This window comes from Amycolatopsis panacis (assembly GCF_003600245.1).
Taxonomy (GTDB): domain Bacteria; phylum Actinomycetota; class Actinomycetes; order Mycobacteriales; family Pseudonocardiaceae; genus Amycolatopsis; species Amycolatopsis sulphurea.
Map to the genome: position 1 here is coordinate 1 of NZ_QZFV01000083.1, position 13,656 is coordinate 13,656.

The 13,656-nt window shown below is 69.7% G+C and carries 13 protein-coding genes; 6 read left to right on the plus strand and 7 right to left on the minus strand.

Features of this window, described 5'->3' with window-relative positions:
- Positions 1 to 147: 147 nt before the first annotated feature.
- Complete coding sequence (locus tag D5S19_RS15510; protein ID WP_120024054.1) at positions 148 to 1,488, minus strand: aminotransferase class I/II-fold pyridoxal phosphate-dependent enzyme; 1,341 nt, start codon at positions 1,486 to 1,488, stop codon at positions 148 to 150.
- A gap of 78 nt (positions 1,489 to 1,566) precedes the next feature.
- On the opposite strand from D5S19_RS15510, the gene D5S19_RS15515 reads away from it, so the two are divergent.
- Positions 1,567 to 2,196, plus strand: a complete 630-nt coding sequence (locus D5S19_RS15515; RefSeq protein WP_199730519.1) for an FMN-binding negative transcriptional regulator — start codon at positions 1,567 to 1,569, stop codon at positions 2,194 to 2,196.
- Between the two features lie 527 nt (positions 2,197 to 2,723).
- Here the strand turns inward: D5S19_RS15515 and D5S19_RS15520 are convergent.
- Positions 2,724 to 3,923 carry a cysteine desulfurase-like protein gene (locus tag D5S19_RS15520; protein ID WP_120024056.1) on the minus strand — a complete coding sequence of 400 codons (1,200 nt, stop codon included), beginning with the start codon at positions 3,921 to 3,923 and terminating at the stop codon, positions 2,724 to 2,726.
- Between the two features lie 115 nt (positions 3,924 to 4,038).
- Between D5S19_RS15520 and D5S19_RS15525 the strand changes: the two genes are divergently transcribed.
- Positions 4,039 to 4,614 carry a bacterial proteasome activator family protein gene (locus D5S19_RS15525; RefSeq protein WP_120024057.1) on the plus strand — a complete coding sequence of 192 codons (576 nt, stop codon included), beginning with the start codon at positions 4,039 to 4,041 and terminating at the stop codon, positions 4,612 to 4,614.
- Positions 4,615 to 4,849: 235 nt separating this feature from the next.
- Here the strand turns inward: D5S19_RS15525 and D5S19_RS15530 are convergent, their stop codons facing one another.
- On the minus strand, positions 4,850 to 6,103 hold the full coding sequence (locus D5S19_RS15530) for a polysaccharide pyruvyl transferase family protein (RefSeq protein WP_120024058.1): 1,254 nt from the start codon (positions 6,101 to 6,103) through the stop codon (positions 4,850 to 4,852).
- Between the two features lie 113 nt (positions 6,104 to 6,216).
- On the opposite strand from D5S19_RS15530, the gene wzm reads away from it, so the two are divergent.
- Genes wzm through glfT1 form a run of 3 tightly spaced genes read left to right on the plus strand, consistent with a single transcriptional unit; the run spans position 6,217 to position 8,909 of the window.
- Complete coding sequence (gene wzm / locus D5S19_RS15535; protein WP_098512102.1) at positions 6,217 to 7,182, plus strand: galactan export ABC transporter permease subunit Wzm/RfbD; 966 nt, start codon at positions 6,217 to 6,219, stop codon at positions 7,180 to 7,182.
- Between the two features lie 3 nt (positions 7,183 to 7,185).
- Positions 7,186 to 8,001, plus strand: a complete 816-nt coding sequence (wzt, locus tag D5S19_RS15540) for a galactan export ABC transporter ATP-binding subunit Wzt/RfbE (RefSeq protein WP_120024059.1) — start codon at positions 7,186 to 7,188, stop codon at positions 7,999 to 8,001.
- Positions 8,001 to 8,909, plus strand: a complete 909-nt coding sequence (glfT1, locus tag D5S19_RS15545; RefSeq protein WP_170069746.1) for a galactofuranosyltransferase GlfT1 — start codon at positions 8,001 to 8,003, stop codon at positions 8,907 to 8,909. Before wzt ends, glfT1 begins: the two co-directional genes overlap by 1 nt.
- Before the next feature lie 16 nt (positions 8,910 to 8,925).
- Here glfT1 and D5S19_RS15550 read toward each other — a convergent pair whose 3' ends face one another.
- Genes D5S19_RS15550 through D5S19_RS15560 form a run of 3 tightly spaced genes read right to left on the minus strand, consistent with a single transcriptional unit; the run spans position 8,926 to position 11,287 of the window.
- Positions 8,926 to 10,059, minus strand: coding sequence for a hypothetical protein (locus D5S19_RS15550; protein ID WP_120024060.1), 1,134 nt, complete (start codon positions 10,057 to 10,059; stop codon positions 8,926 to 8,928).
- The gene (locus tag D5S19_RS15555) at positions 10,056 to 10,487 is read right to left on the minus strand and encodes a hypothetical protein (RefSeq protein ID WP_120024061.1); all 432 of its coding nucleotides are present in this window, start codon (positions 10,485 to 10,487) and stop codon (positions 10,056 to 10,058) included. Before D5S19_RS15555 ends, D5S19_RS15550 begins: the two co-directional genes overlap by 4 nt.
- Positions 10,488 to 10,519: 32 nt before the next feature.
- A complete protein-coding gene (locus tag D5S19_RS15560) occupies positions 10,520 to 11,287 on the minus strand; it encodes an ESX secretion-associated protein EspG (protein ID WP_120024062.1) in 768 nt (255 codons plus the stop codon).
- Between the two features lie 132 nt (positions 11,288 to 11,419).
- Here D5S19_RS15560 and D5S19_RS15565 point away from each other — a divergent pair, with 132 nt between their 5' ends.
- A complete protein-coding gene (locus D5S19_RS15565; RefSeq protein WP_120024063.1) occupies positions 11,420 to 11,662 on the plus strand; it encodes a hypothetical protein in 243 nt (80 codons plus the stop codon).
- Positions 11,663 to 11,744: 82 nt separating this feature from the next.
- Here the strand turns inward: D5S19_RS15565 and D5S19_RS15570 are convergent, their stop codons facing one another.
- Positions 11,745 to 13,655 (minus strand): glycosyltransferase, encoded by a 1,911-nt coding sequence (locus D5S19_RS15570; protein ID WP_120024064.1) that lies wholly within the window; start codon positions 13,653 to 13,655, stop codon positions 11,745 to 11,747.
- Position 13,656: the final 1 nt, after the last annotated feature.

Genomic DNA, 13,656 nt, shown 5'->3' on the forward strand with positions numbered 1-13,656 from the left:
AACCGGCTGCCCCGGCACGAACACCTCCATCACGAACCGCTCCAGCTCACCATTCAAAGCCCGCACCACAGCAAGATCCACACCAGAATCACACCACAAGATCAACAACTCCTGACAAAGCCCTATCTGAGTCCGTGAAGGGACCCTTCACGGCAATGCCGGGGTGTGGGGCGGGTGGTTGGGTGGGCTCCGGCGCAGCTCGCCGAGGCATCGGGCGAACTCCCGGGTCTGCGGCGGGGTGAGCCGGGCGGCGGTGATCCGGAGCCCGGGCGTCGCGGTGCTTCCCGGTGGCAGGAACAGTGCGCCGTCGCGGACCGACCAGCCCGATTCGTGCAGGGCGGCGACCGTGGCGGCCGGGCCTTCCGGGATGGGCACCCAGACGTTGAATCCGTTGGTGGGGAACGGGGTTTCCACGCCTCCTGCGGCGAGTTCCGCGCGCAGTGTGTCGACTCGGCCGCGGTAGGCGTCGCGGGCGCGGGTGAAGGTGTCCGCGGAGGTTTCCAGCAGTTCCGCGGCCAGCTGCTGCAGCAGCCTGCTGACCCAGGTGGCGCCGGGGCGCAGCCGGGTGCCGAGCCGGTTCGCAGTGTCCACATCGGACGCGACGACGGCGACCCGCAGATCCGGGCCGAGGAACTTGGCCACGGAACGCACCAGCGCCCACCGCCGGGCCGTGGGCGGGGTGGTGCGGTGATAGGGCGTGCGGGAGATCGCGGAGAAGTGGTCGTCTTCGAGTACCAGCACGTGCGGGTGCCGGGCCAGGACGGCACGGAGTTCCGCGGCCCGGTCGGCGGTGAGGCTGACTCCGGTCGGGCTGTGCACGCGCGGGGTGATCAGCACCGCGCGGGCTCCCGCGACCAACGCGGCGTGCAGGGCCGCGGGCTCCATGCCCGCCGCGTCCACCGGCACCGGGGCGGCGCGGAAACCGTTGAGCCGCAAGGTTCCTTCGCTCGCGTAAAAGCACGGGTCCTCCATCGCGACGAGGTCGCCCCTGGTCAGGTGCGCGAGCAGCAGCCGCTCCACCGCGTCGACCGCGCCGTGCGTCACCGACACCTCGAAGGGGACGTCCACCTCGCCGGTCCAGGTCCGCCGCGCCCACTGCGCCAGCCGTGGTTCGACCGCCGCGCTGCCGTACATCTGCATCCGGTAGCCGAGCCGGGACAGCGCCGCGGGCACGTCCGGCAGCAGTGCCGGATCCGGGTTGCCGCTGGAGAGATCCACCAGCCCGCGGTGCGCTTCGGCCTCGCCCGGCAGCTGGGGCAGGGCGGTGATCACCGTGCCGTGCCTGCCCCTGGTCTCTGCCACACCCGCGCCGACGAGCATCCGGTACGCGGCCGCGACGGTATTGCGGTGCACGCCGAGTTCCGCGGCCAGCTCCCGGATCGGCGGGACCGGATCGCCCGGCCGCAGCCGCCCGGCACCGACCAGGTCGCGCACGCTTCCGGAGATCTCGCCCGCGGTCGTGCCTCGGATCGCCGTGCGGTCGGTCACCTGCCGAGTATGGCACGTGACAGTGCGGGCGCCGGTCGATACGGTGTTTGTCACGTGACAAAGTATCGAGGAGGAGACGTGTACCTGCCGAAGCAGTTCGAGGTACCCGCCGGTGACGTCGCGGTTGCGCTCAGCCGGGGCGGATTCGCGCACCTGGTCACACCGGTGCCCGATGGCGGGCTCGAAGTGACCTCGCTGCCGCTGCTCTACGACGCGGACAACCACGCGCTGATCGGTCACCTGGCGCGGCCCAACCCGCAGTGGCATTACGCAGGCGACGCCGAGTCGGTGGCGATCATCCCGGGCGTGGACGCCTACGTGACCCCGTCCTACTACCCGAGCAAGCAGGACGGCGGGAAGACCGTGCCGACCTGGAACTACGAGACCCTCACCGTGCACGGCCGGCTGCGCGCGCACGACGATCCGGAGTGGCTGCTCGACCACGTCACCCGCCTCACCGACCGGCACGAGGCCTGCCGCGCCCAGCCGTGGCGGGTCACCGATGCGCCGGAGCGGTTCGTCCGGGCGCAGCTGCGCGCGATCGTCGGGATCGAACTGGTGATCAGCCGCGTAGTGGCCAAGGCGAAGCTGAGCCAGAACCGGACCGCGCCGGACCGGGCGGGCGTGGTCCGGGGGCTCGCCGGGGGGAGCCGGCCGGAGCAGGAGACTGCGGCGCGGATGGCGGCGCTGGGGTTGGACCGCGGCTGAGTCCGGCGGTTCGGTTGCGCGCGGTGGGTGCCCGGCTGAGCGCGGCTGACTGCGGCAGGTGTCCGGTGGCGCCTGGTAGGCGCTCGGCTGAGCCTGGTTGATTCCGCTGATTCAGCTGGCTCGCAGCAGGGGTGTGGTGGCTCGAGATCGCGCTGGGTCGTCGCGAGCCGGATTCGAGCCGCCCCCGGTGCGGGCAGCCGGTCGGCAAGTGCGGGGTTGGGTGCCGATCGGTTGGTGCGCGGCGCATCTGGGCACGCCTCCCGTGGTGGGCTGGTGCTGGAGGCAGGTCTGTGAAGGCCACCTTCACGGACCTGGAGTCCAGGGTGTCGGCAAAGTCGGTGTGGAGGTCCGTGAAGGGACCCTTCACAGACTCAGAGTCCGTGAAGGGTCCCTTCACGGACCCGAAACCGGTCCGGCGCACGCCACGAGGTGGTCGCACACACCTCCGCATCGCCCACTGCCGGGCCCCCGACCAACTTTGCCGGGGCCCTGGCCTTAGCGTCCGTGAAGGTGCCCTTCACAGCCTTTCAGCGGAGCTCTTCGAGGACCCGTACCAGCTGGTTGACCTCGAAGACGTTCGAGTAGTGCGCGAGCCCGATCCGCACCGCGCCCCCGACCTCGGCGACCCCCAGCGACGCGAACACGCCACCGGAGCCGTCGTCGGCGAACGCGCACAGGCCTTGGGAAGCCAGGTACTCGGAGATCTCCGGCGCCTTCTTGTTCGCGACGGTGAAGGCCAGCGAAGGAATCCGGCGCATCGCGTCGCCGATCACCATCACGTGCCGCAGCGAGCGCAGCTCCGTGGACAGCTGCGCGAGCAGTCCCGCTTGGTACGACTTGGCCGAGCCCAGCGAGGTCACCAGCCGCTCGCGTCGGGAACCGGTCGCCGCGTCGTCCAGCCCGGCCAGGTAGTCGATCGACGCGACGAGCCCGGCCAGCAGCGGGTACGGGTGCGCCCCGAGTTCCAGCCGGGCCGCACCGCGCGCGTTCGGCTCCAGCGAGACCGAGGAAATGCGCTCCAGCAGCTCCGGGTCGCGGAACACCAGCGCGCCCACCGCCGGCCCGCCCCACGCCTGCGCGGACACGACCATCACGTCCGCGCCCAGCTCCTGCAGGTCCAGTGGGACGAACGGGGCCGCGTAGGTGGCGTCCACCACGACCAGCGCGCCCACTCGCTTGGCGAACTCGATCACCGTCGGCACGTCCGGGCGGGTACCGACCGAACCGGAGGCCAGCGTCACCGCGACCGCCTTGGTCCGCGCGGACACCAGGTTCTCGTACTGCCAGGCGGGCAGCTCGCAGGTCTCGATGTCGATCTCGCCCCAGCGCACCACGGCCCCGACCCGCTTCGCGGCCCGGCGCCACGGCGCGATGTTGGCCTCTTCGTCCAACCGGGACACAACCACTTCGTCGCCGATCGTCCAGCGCTCGGCCAGCGCGTCGACCAGGCGGCGCAGCAGCACCGAGGAACTCGGCCCGAGCACCACCGCGGCCGGATCGGCCCCGACCAGATCGGCCACGGCCCGCCGCGCCGCGGTGACGATGCTCTCCGCTCGCTGGGAGGCCGGGAAGGCACCGCCAGGCCCGGAGACCGGGGCCCGCATCGCGGTGGAGACCGCGGACGCGACCTGCTCCGGGACCAGCATCCCGACGGCGCCGTCGAAGTGGATCCAGCCGTCCCCCAGTGCGGGGAACAGTCCGCGGATACGAGCGACGTCGAACGCCATGGAGCACACCGTACGGACGTGCGGTTTCCCCGTCACCGCGGGGTTGGGCAGAACTGCACCCGATACCCGGAAGCCGCTACCCTCGGACACGAAACGGACGCATCAGTTGACGGGGATGGAGCACATGAGCGAGCCGAACTTCCGGACTTCGGGCGCGGGCGGTGACGATTCGGCACCGCACGTGATGGTCGTAGGTCCGGACGGAGTGCCGGTCGGCACCGCACCGGTGACCCCTGAGGGTGAATCCGCCGACGCGGTCGGCGACCTGGTCGAGGAACCGGCCAAGGTGATGCGCATCGGCACGATGATCAAGCAGCTGCTGGAGGAGGTCCGCGCGGCACCGCTGGACGACGCCAGCCGGGAACGGGTCCGCGAGATCCACCAGACCTCGGTGCGCGAGCTGGAGGAGGCGCTGGCCCCGGAGCTGCGCGAGGAGCTGGAACGGCTGGTCCGCCCGTTCACCGAGGACCGCACGCCCTCCGACGCCGAGCTGCGGATCGCCCAGGCCCAGCTGGTCGGCTGGCTGGAGGGCCTGTTCCACGGCATCCAGACGGCCTTGTTCGCCCAGCAGATGGCGGCCCGGGTCCAGCTGGAGCAGATGCGCCGAGGCCTGCCCGCGGGGTCCTCGGGCATCGTGGGGGGGCGGCCCGGCGAGGGGCCGGGGATCAGCGGGACCGGGCAGTATCTCTGAACCCGGTTCGCCGCGCGCAGGGAAATGCCGATCCGGCGAACGGACGCCTGGTTCGAAAACCGCGGTTCGCACAGTTCGGCGCCCCTGCCGGAAACGGCACCGGAATGCGCCGGGTTCGCCCGAGCCGGTGGTGACGCGCACCGATTCCGGCGACGGAAACCGCGGATTCCCCGGGTACTGCCGGGCTTTCACTTCCCGGCAGTACCCGGCGCGGATTGCCGGGCGGCGAACCGAGCTACGCGCGCCAGCGCCTCGACCATCGGGCACGCGCCGACGGTTCGGGCGCAGGAGGTTCAGGCTGGGGCGCTTCCGGTTCCGGCACCGGACGGACGACCGGTGCGTAGACCTGCGCCGCCAGAACTCGCTTCGAGCTTCGGAACTGGTCCAGCAGCTCCGGACGGTAACCGCCGGCGGTCGGGCGTTCCGGGACCTGGGACAGGTCTTCCAGCAGCGTCCAGTTCGACCCCAGCGCTTCGAGCGACCGGTGCTTCGTCGCGTAGTAGTCCGGGTGGATCGAGACCGCGACGCCCGACGCACCGGCCGCCGCGGCGAGCATGTGCAGGTGGAAGCGGGTGGAGATCCAGGTCTGGTGCGGGGCCGCGGGCAGCCCGTGCGTCCAGATGTGCGAGAAGGGGTAGAACCGCGCGCCCGGCAGCTCTCGTTCGAACAGCGCGAACACTTCCCGGTCGACCCGCGGAACGCCTTCCACGACACCCACCTTGTGCCCCGGCACCTTCCAGGCCCGCAGCATCGCGAGCACCGCGCCGGCAAGCGCCCCGACGCCCACTTCGACCAGATCCGACTGCAGGCACAGCATGACCTCGGGCAGGTCCTCGGCGGCCTCGTACTGCTCGGGGCGCAAGGCCAGGAACGCGTCGTCGAGACCGGTCTGCACGCCCAGCAGCTCGGCGGACGCATCGTCGCGCACGTCGACCACCTCGAAGTGATCGGTCAGCGCGCGCAGCAGCGGTATCACGTCGTCACAGACCGGCAGCAGCCCGTGCCCGGTCATCGCGGCCCTGCCGCCCGAACGCTCGACGGCCGCCGCGGCACCCGCGAGCAGACCGATCTGTTTCGGCCACAGTTTGTTGATGTAGCCGCCGCCGACCACGTGAATCACATCCACGCGCGACAGCAATTCGATGCCGTGGTGCAGCCTCGGCATCATGCCGGGGTTGTGCACGGCTTCGCGCACCCAAGCGGCGGCGCGCCACGGATCCTCGTCCGGCGCCTCCCAGCACAGCCGCCACAGCGTGTCGGTGAATTTCGCCCGTGGGTGCAGGCCGTCCAGCAGAACGGTGGCCGGGCCGGGCGAGTGGGTATCGACCCATACATCGGCTTCCGGCGCCGTTTCGGCGAGGTATCGCAGCCAGCCGGCCGTGATGAGTTCGTCGCCGTAGTTGGGGTGACCAACGGGGGCGACCAAGTAGTAGAGCGGGCGCGAATCGGTGGACTGCGGCAATCCGGTCCTGCTTTCAGAGGCCGACATCACTTCATCTTAACGACGCGCCCCGGCAACGAATTCGAGGGACTCCCGCGCCACGCCGGGACAATCGACGGGCCGGACAGGGCCCGGCCCGTCCCATCGGTACCCTCGTCCACGTGCATGCCACCAGCACGGTTCACGCAGCCGAACCCGAGGTTTCGACGCAGGCTCCGCCTTCGTCGGACCGTAAGACGTTCTCCAGGGCGATAGCCGACCTCAAGGAGGGTCTCGCAGCCCGCGAGCTGTGGACCCACCTGGGCTGGCAGGACATCCGGCAGCGGTACCGCCGCTCGGTGATCGGGCCGTTCTGGATCACCATCAGCCAGGGCGTCATCGCGCTCGGGCTGGGACTGCTGTACTCACAGCTGTTCCACACGCCGATCCAGGTTTTCCTGCCCTACCTCTCCACCGGCTTCATCATCTGGGGCTTCATCCAGGGCTGCCTGACCGAGGGCATGGAGACGTTCATCGCGAACGAGGGGATGATCAAACAGCTCCCCGCGCCGCTGAGTGTCTATGTGCTGCGCACGGTCTGGCGCCAGACCTTGCTGCTCGCGCACAACATGATCGTCTACGTGGTGCTGCTGATCATCTTCTTCAGCGCGCTGGACGACCCGTACTCGCTCGGGACCAAGGAAGGCTTCCCGGACGGCGCGTGCGCGCCCGGCCTGTTCTGCCACCCCGGGCTGAGCTGGAGCATTCTGCTCGCGATCCCCGGTTTCGTGCTGCTCGCGCTGACCGCGGGCTGGGCCTCGCTGCTGCTGGGCATCATCTCCACCCGGTTCCGCGACATCCCGCAGGTGATCAATTCCCTGGTGCAGCTGCTGTTCTACGGCACGCCGATCGTCTGGCCGGTGGACCAGCTGCTCAACGGCGGTTCGCGATCGGGTGTGTCCTGGGCACTGCCGTTCATCAAGGCGAACCCGCTGTACCACTACATGCAGGTGACCCGCTCCCCGCTGATCGGCCAGTCGGTCGCCTGGACCAGCTGGGTGGTGGTCGGCTCGATCACCGTCGTCGGCTGGGGGCTCGCGCTCGTCGCCATGCGCAATTACCGCTCCCGCGTCTCGTATTGGGTGTGACACATGGTCAGCATTGACGTCTACAACGCTTACGTCGATTTCCCGATCTTCGACGCGAAGACGCGGTCGATGAAGAAGCGGGTGCTCGGCAAGGTCGGCGGCCGGATCGGCACCGACCAGAAGGTGCCGATCATCGAGGCACTGCACGACGTGTCGATCAGCCTGCGCGAGGGCGACCGGGTCGGCCTGGTCGGGCACAACGGCGCGGGCAAGTCCACGCTGCTGCGGCTGCTCGCTGGGATCTACGAGCCCACCCGCGGTTCCTCGCGGATCCAGGGCCGGATCGCGCCGGTGTTCGACCTCGGCATCGGCATGGACCCGGAGATCTCCGGGGTGGAGAACATCATCATCCGCGGGCTGTTCCTCGGCATGAGTGCCAAGGAAATGGAGAAGCGGGTGGACGACATCGCGGAGTTCACCGAACTCGGCGACTACCTGCAGATGCCGCTGCGCACCTACTCCACGGGCATGCGGGTGCGGCTCGCGCTCGGCGTGGTCACCTCGATCGACCCGGAGATCCTGATCCTCGACGAGGGCATCGGCGCGGTCGACGCGGCGTTCCTCAACAAGGCCCGGGACCGGCTCAAGGATCTGGTGAAGCGCTCCGGGATCCTGGTGTTCGCGAACCACTCCGACGAGTTCCTCATGGAGCTGTGCGATTCGGCCATCTGGATGGACGAGGGCCACGTGAAGCAGCACGGCTCGCTGCGCGAGGTGCTCACCGCCTACAAGGGCCGCGATCCGTACGAGAACATGAGCCAGGAAGGCCTCGAACGGCTCGGCGTCGCAGCCGTGCCCACGACGAACGGCGGCGAATGATGACCAGCGAGACCCGGCAGCTGCCCGACGGCGCGGTCGTCGGCGTGGTGGTCACCCGGCACCGCCGGGAGCTGCTCGCGGACTCGCTGAAGATCATCGCCGCGCAGACCCGCCCGGTCGACCACCTCGTGGTGGTGGACAACGGGCCGGATCAGCCGGCTCGCGACGTGGTGGCGAACTATCCGCTGCCCGTCACGTACCTGCCCTCGCATCGGAATCTCGGTGGGGCAGGCGGATTCGCGCTCGGCATGCTGCACGCACTCGCACTCGGTGCGGAGTGGGTGTGGCTGGCCGACGACGACGGCCGCCCGGCCGACGAGCACGTGCTGGCGATCCTGCTGGAGGAAGCCGAAAAGCGCGGGCTGGCCGAGATCTCCCCGGTGGTGGCGAACATCGACGCACCGGCGAAGCTGGCCTTCCCGCTGCGCCGCGGGCTCACCTGGAAGCGCTCGCCCGCCGAACTCGGCACGGACTTCCTGCCCGGCATCGCCTCGCTGATGAACGGCGCACTGTTCCGTGCGTCCACTTTGGACGTGACCGGGGTGCCGGATCTGCGGCTGTTCTTCCGTGGCGACGAGGTGGAACTGCACCGCAGGCTGGTCCGCTCGGGGCTGCCCTTCGGCACCTCGCTGCGTACCACCTATCTGCACCCGGACGGCTCGGACGAGTTCAAGCCGATGCTGGGCGGGAAGTTCCACGCGCAGGACCCGGAGAACGAGGTCAAGCGCTACTACACCTACCGCAACCGCGGTTTTCTGTTGTCCCAGCCGGGAATGCGCAAGATCGGCGCGCTGGAGGTGCTGCGCTTCGGCCTGTACTTCGTCGGCGTGAAACGCGATCCGAAGGCGTTCCTGCAGTGGCTGAAGCTGGTCCGTCAGGGCCGGGCGGAGCGGTTCTACCGCTACTGACGCCCGGCCCCACGGCTCACTCGCCGATCACCGGAGGGGCCGCGCTGCCGCGGCCGAACATGTCGTCCTCCTCCGGTTCGTCCATCTCCAGCAGGAAACCGGGCTGCGAATCGTCCTCATAGGACGGACGGCTGAAGCCACCCATCCCGGGGCGGGCCGGGGCGCCGCCCATGCCGGCCGCGGCCACCTCGGCCGTGCCGGGGCTCGCGGCGTCCTGCCCGGGGCCGAATCCGCCGCCGCGGCCGACCTTCGACTGGTGTTCCTCGTCGCCGCCGAAGCCGCCGCCCATGCCCATGCCACCCATCGGCATCGCGCCCATACCCATGCCCGCCGACGCCACGGCGCCGCCGGCACCAGGATGCGCGGCAGGCGGGGTGTAGCCGGCCGCGACGGTGGCTGCGTCCGGGGTCGGGGTCTGGACGGCGCCGGTGTACGAGCCCGGACTGCTCACGCTCGGCGACGCTGCAACCCCGGCTCCCCCACCCACCGTGGCATGGCCGCTGATCGGCGCGGCCGGGGACGAGCTGTCCTGGTGCTGATCCGCGGACGGCATCGTCGGAATGCCTGATCCGCCGGACGCAGCAGCGAACTTCGGCGGCTCGGCGAACGTCGGCTGCTTCGAAGCGGCCTGGTGCAACGACGAGTCGTAGTTCGACATCGTCTCGGCGGCCAGCTCGTGCGCGTCGCGGCTCTCGTTCTGCTTCTTCAGCGTCGAATCGATCGAGTCGCCGAGCCCCAGCGGACCGGCCTTGACCCACTTGTCGAACTCTTCGGACCAGTCGAACGGCACCGCGTCCGGCATGGTGTTCTTCGCGGTCTGCGCGGCGTGCCCCTGCTCTTCCAGCGACTGCGCGGCCACCTTCGCGTTCTGCGAGTTCGCGTCGGCCCATTCGCTGAGGTTCTCGAAGTACGCCTGCGCGCCGACAGCCGCGTCGCCGCCCCACGCGCCCTTCGACTTCTGTACGGCGCCCTTCAGCTGCGTCGCAAACTCTTCGAACGCCTTCTGCAGCTCCGTGTACGCCTGCGACAGCGAGGAAACCTGTGCGACGTCGAGGTTGCTCTCGACGAACGACTTGAGCCGCTGGTGGTCGTGGCCCAGGTAGTCCGCGTCGGACGGGACCAGCTCGTGCTGCGGGATCTGCGTGGTCATTCGGCGGCCTTCACAGTGCGATGGGTGTCGATGGCCTGATCTTCGTTCTCGGTGTAGACGCCGGCCGCGCGCGCGAGCGCTTCATCGGCTTCACTCAGCAGACGGCCGAACTGGTCGAGTACGTCGGCAGCAGAGCCTTCCGTGTCAGCTCCACTCTTGCGGTCGTGCTCGGCCACGGTGTGCCCGTACGGATGACTACCCAACTGTGGCGGGGACGCGAGCACCTGCAGCTTCGGCCGCAGCGCGCCCAGCCGCGTGACCATGTCGGTGAGCGCCTTGCGCAAGTCGCCGAGCGCTTCGCCGTCGATGGTGAAGCCACCGGCTTTCGCGGCAGCGACCAGTTTGTGCGTTTGGGCGGCGGCTTCGGCGACGCCCTTGGCGTCCAGCCCGCCGGCCGCGAGCGCGTCGGTACCCGGAACAGAGCTCATGCGCGGGAGTCTACTGACCGGCGAGGCCCGGGTCAGGCGTTTACCGAATAGCCTTCCAGCTGGGTGAACAACTGCTGGGCAATACGGGCATTGTCCGCGGGCGAATAGGTGAGCCAGCGTTCGCCGTCGCCGGAGTCACGGGTACTGAGCAGATAACGGCCCGCTTCGGTGTCGAACCAGGCCAACGACGGCAACGCCCGCTCACGGCCGTTCTCATCGCGTACGTACAGGCTGAACTCGCCCACGCCCAGCCGAGGCTTCTCGAAGATCCGCTCCGCGGCGCGCAGCTGCGGGTTGTGCGTACGCGGAGCACTCATCCCGGCGAACGGGTCGTAGCTGTCGCCCTGGCGCTGCTTCTTCGCCGGGCGGGCGACGGTCACCGACTGGCCGGGCGCCGCGGGCGTCAACGGCAGCAGGTCGACGATCACCGGGACGATGTTGGTCGGCCGGACCTCCTCGAAGGCGAACATCCCGCCGTCCTGACGTACCAGCACCGCGTACTGCCCCGACGAGGCAACCCGCGCGAACAGCTGCTCGCCGTGTAGCTGCGCCGCGGCGGACACCGCGACCGCAGGCCGGGCGAAGGTGTGCAACGCCAGCGCGATGTCGTCGTCGAGCGAACCGCGGCGAAGCAGGCCCCGGCCGTCCAGGTCGCGGAACACCGCGTCCCGGACCGCCGCGCGTTCCCCGGTGGTGATGCCGACGTGCGGCACCGTGAACGGCACCGGGGCCCGGCCGAGCCCCAGCTCGGCCAGAAGAAGATCGACTGCCGCCGGCGAAAGCGAAAACGAGTACGGCACGGCTCACCCTTGCTCATCCGTGGTTCGATCTCCCGCGGAGATCGTCGGGCACGTGTCCGAACGTACCGGCAACCGCTCCGCTGTGCGCGAACCTGCTTGCCGAGGGTGATCCGCCACTGCTGCCATGGGGGTATGGCAGATCCCAAACCGGCACTCGTCCTGCATCTGGCCGCGGGCGGCGAACCGCTGCTGTTCCCGCTCACCGCCGACGAGGCGCCCAGCGTCGAGGAAAAGATCCCCGATCTCCTGAGCCGGAGCGGCGTGCACTCGGTGCGCACCCGCGACGGCAACACGGTGTCGGTCAACTTCGCGCACGTCGCCGCGGCCTACGTCGACGATCTGAGCCGCAAGGGCAAGTTCGGCCTGTCCGTCTAGCGGCAGGCCAGAAAGCTGTGAAGGGACCCTTCACAGACTCTGAGTCTGTGAAGGGTCCCTTCACAGCTTGTTCAGCGAGCGGTCAGAGTTCGTAGAGGCGCTGCCAGTTCTCCCGCGAGGTCAGCTCCGGCATCGCGCGCTTGTACTGCTCCTGCACGGCCAGGCCCTCCTTGCGGAGACGCTGAATGGTCTTGGCGCCGCGCTTGGCCAGTTCGAACATCTTGATCTTGTCGTAGCTGCGCACCCGCACGCCCTCCTGCGAGGCATCGGTGACCACGACCGTGTCGAACAGCGCGATGTGCCACCAGTGCGCCTCGTCGACCGGCACCGCGCCGAGGCCGAACCGGCTCCGGCCGAGCACGCGGTCGAGCACCCGCTTGATCAGCACCAGGCGCTGCATGCTCGGCCGCGGCGCGCTGTTGATGATGCCGATGTCGTTCGACGCGATGCCCGGCACGTCGGTGGCCTTGTGCCGCTTGGTCTCGGGGTACTGGTCACGGATCCGGCGGATCTCCTTCATCGCCGCGACCCCGCCGTCGCGCAGGACCTCCGGGCCCTCCAGGAAGTCCTCCACCGCCTTGATCAGCGTCGCGGACAGCCCGTACTGCATGCCCAGCAGGTACCGCACCAGCTGCGCCAGCAGCACCCGGGAAAGCAGGTTCAGGTTGAACGGCGAGTGCAGCGCCGCGGTGATGATCGAGTTACGCAGGTTGAAGTACCGGTGCCACTCGTCCCAGTCCTTCCAGTGGAAGTCCGCGTGCCACACGCCGGCGCCCGGCAGGGTCACCGTGGGGAAGCCGTATTCGCGCGCCCGGTAGGAGTACTCCGCGTCGTCCCACTGGAAGAAGAACGGCATCGGGTAGCCGATGGCCTTCACGACCTCGTACGGGATCAGGCAGGACCACCAGCCGTTGTACCCGGCGTCGAGCCGGCGCTCCTGCCGGTTGGGGGCCCCGGTCTCCTCGTCCACGCCGAGCAGGTCCGCGGTGGTCAGCGAGTGCTGCACCGGCTGCCCCGGCTCCAGCGTGTTCAGCCGGGCGTACTCGGCGCCGACGTGCAGCTGGTTCGGGTGCAGCAGGTTGAGCATCTGGCCGCCGACGATGATCGGATTCGCGGTGCGGTTGGAGAACGCCGTCATCCGCACCACGAGGTCCGGCTCCAGCAACACGTCGTCGTCCATGAACAGCACGTTCGCGTGCTCGGTGGCGGTGTGCCCGGCCACCTCGTACAGGCCGCGGGTGAAGCCGCCGGCGCCGCCGAGGTTGGGCTGCTTGATGTAGTGCAGCTTGTCGCCGAGGTCCTTGACGACCTGCGCGAAGCCGTCCCGCGACTCGACCAGGTCGGTGCCCTGGTCGGCGACGTAGATGGCGTCCAGGGTGTCGAGGGAGTGCACGTCCGCGGCGAGCGCCTGGAGGTTCTTCAGGCAGTCGTCGGCGCGGTTCATGGTGCAGATGGTGACCGCGGTCGGGCGGATCTTCTCCGGCGCGTCCACGGTCCAGCGGGCCTGCTCGACGCGCAGCGTCTGGCCGCCCTCGGTCTCCAGGTCGAGCCACAGCGCGCCGCCGTCGTGGAACTTGTCCAGCTTCGCGGTGAGCGTGACCTTGCGGCCCTGCGCGCCGGACACCTGCTCGGCGGCCACCACCCGCGCGTCGCCCTCCAGGTCGGAAGCGCCCACCGAGAGCAGCCCGTCCCCGCTCACCACGGCCTCGATGGAGACCTCGGTCGCGGTCGTCCAGCGCTGCCAGTACGAGGCGGGGAACCGGCCGAAGTAGGTGTTGCCGGTGACCTTCGCGGACGGCTCCAGCGACACGCTCCCGCGCTCACGCAGTGCGTTGCCCTGCTCGATCTCGGCGTAGAGGTCCTTGCTGACGATCGGCGCCGGACCGGCGAACAGCCACCGCTGGGCCGTCAGCCGGCCCTGGGGTGCGTGCTCGGCGAACCGCGTCTCGCCCGCGGGGGCGGTCTCGGCGACCGGGGCTGCTTTACCGGGCATC

What these genes read in the sequence shown, in the direction of transcription:
- D5S19_RS15520 (WP_120024056.1), bottom strand. Translation starts at nt 3,923, where the DNA reads ATGGCGTTCGACGTCGCTCGTATCCGCGGACTGTTCCCCGCACTGGGG.
- D5S19_RS15525 (WP_120024057.1), top strand. Translation starts at nt 4,039, where the DNA reads ATGGAGCACATGAGCGAGCCGAACTTCCGGACTTCGGGCGCGGGCGGT.
- D5S19_RS15530 (WP_120024058.1), bottom strand. Translation starts at nt 6,103, where the DNA reads ATGTCGGCCTCTGAAAGCAGGACCGGATTGCCGCAGTCCACCGATTCG.
- wzt (WP_120024059.1), top strand. Translation starts at nt 7,186, where the DNA reads ATGGTCAGCATTGACGTCTACAACGCTTACGTCGATTTCCCGATCTTC.
- glfT1 (WP_170069746.1), top strand. Translation starts at nt 8,001, where the DNA reads ATGACCAGCGAGACCCGGCAGCTGCCCGACGGCGCGGTCGTCGGCGTG.
- D5S19_RS15550 (WP_120024060.1), bottom strand. Translation starts at nt 10,059, where the DNA reads ATGACCACGCAGATCCCGCAGCACGAGCTGGTCCCGTCCGACGCGGAC.
- D5S19_RS15555 (WP_120024061.1), bottom strand. Translation starts at nt 10,487, where the DNA reads ATGAGCTCTGTTCCGGGTACCGACGCGCTCGCGGCCGGCGGGCTGGAC.
- D5S19_RS15565 (WP_120024063.1), top strand. Translation starts at nt 11,420, where the DNA reads ATGGCAGATCCCAAACCGGCACTCGTCCTGCATCTGGCCGCGGGCGGC.
- D5S19_RS15570 (WP_120024064.1), bottom strand. Translation starts at nt 13,655, where the DNA reads ATGCCCGGTAAAGCAGCCCCGGTCGCCGAGACCGCCCCCGCGGGCGAG.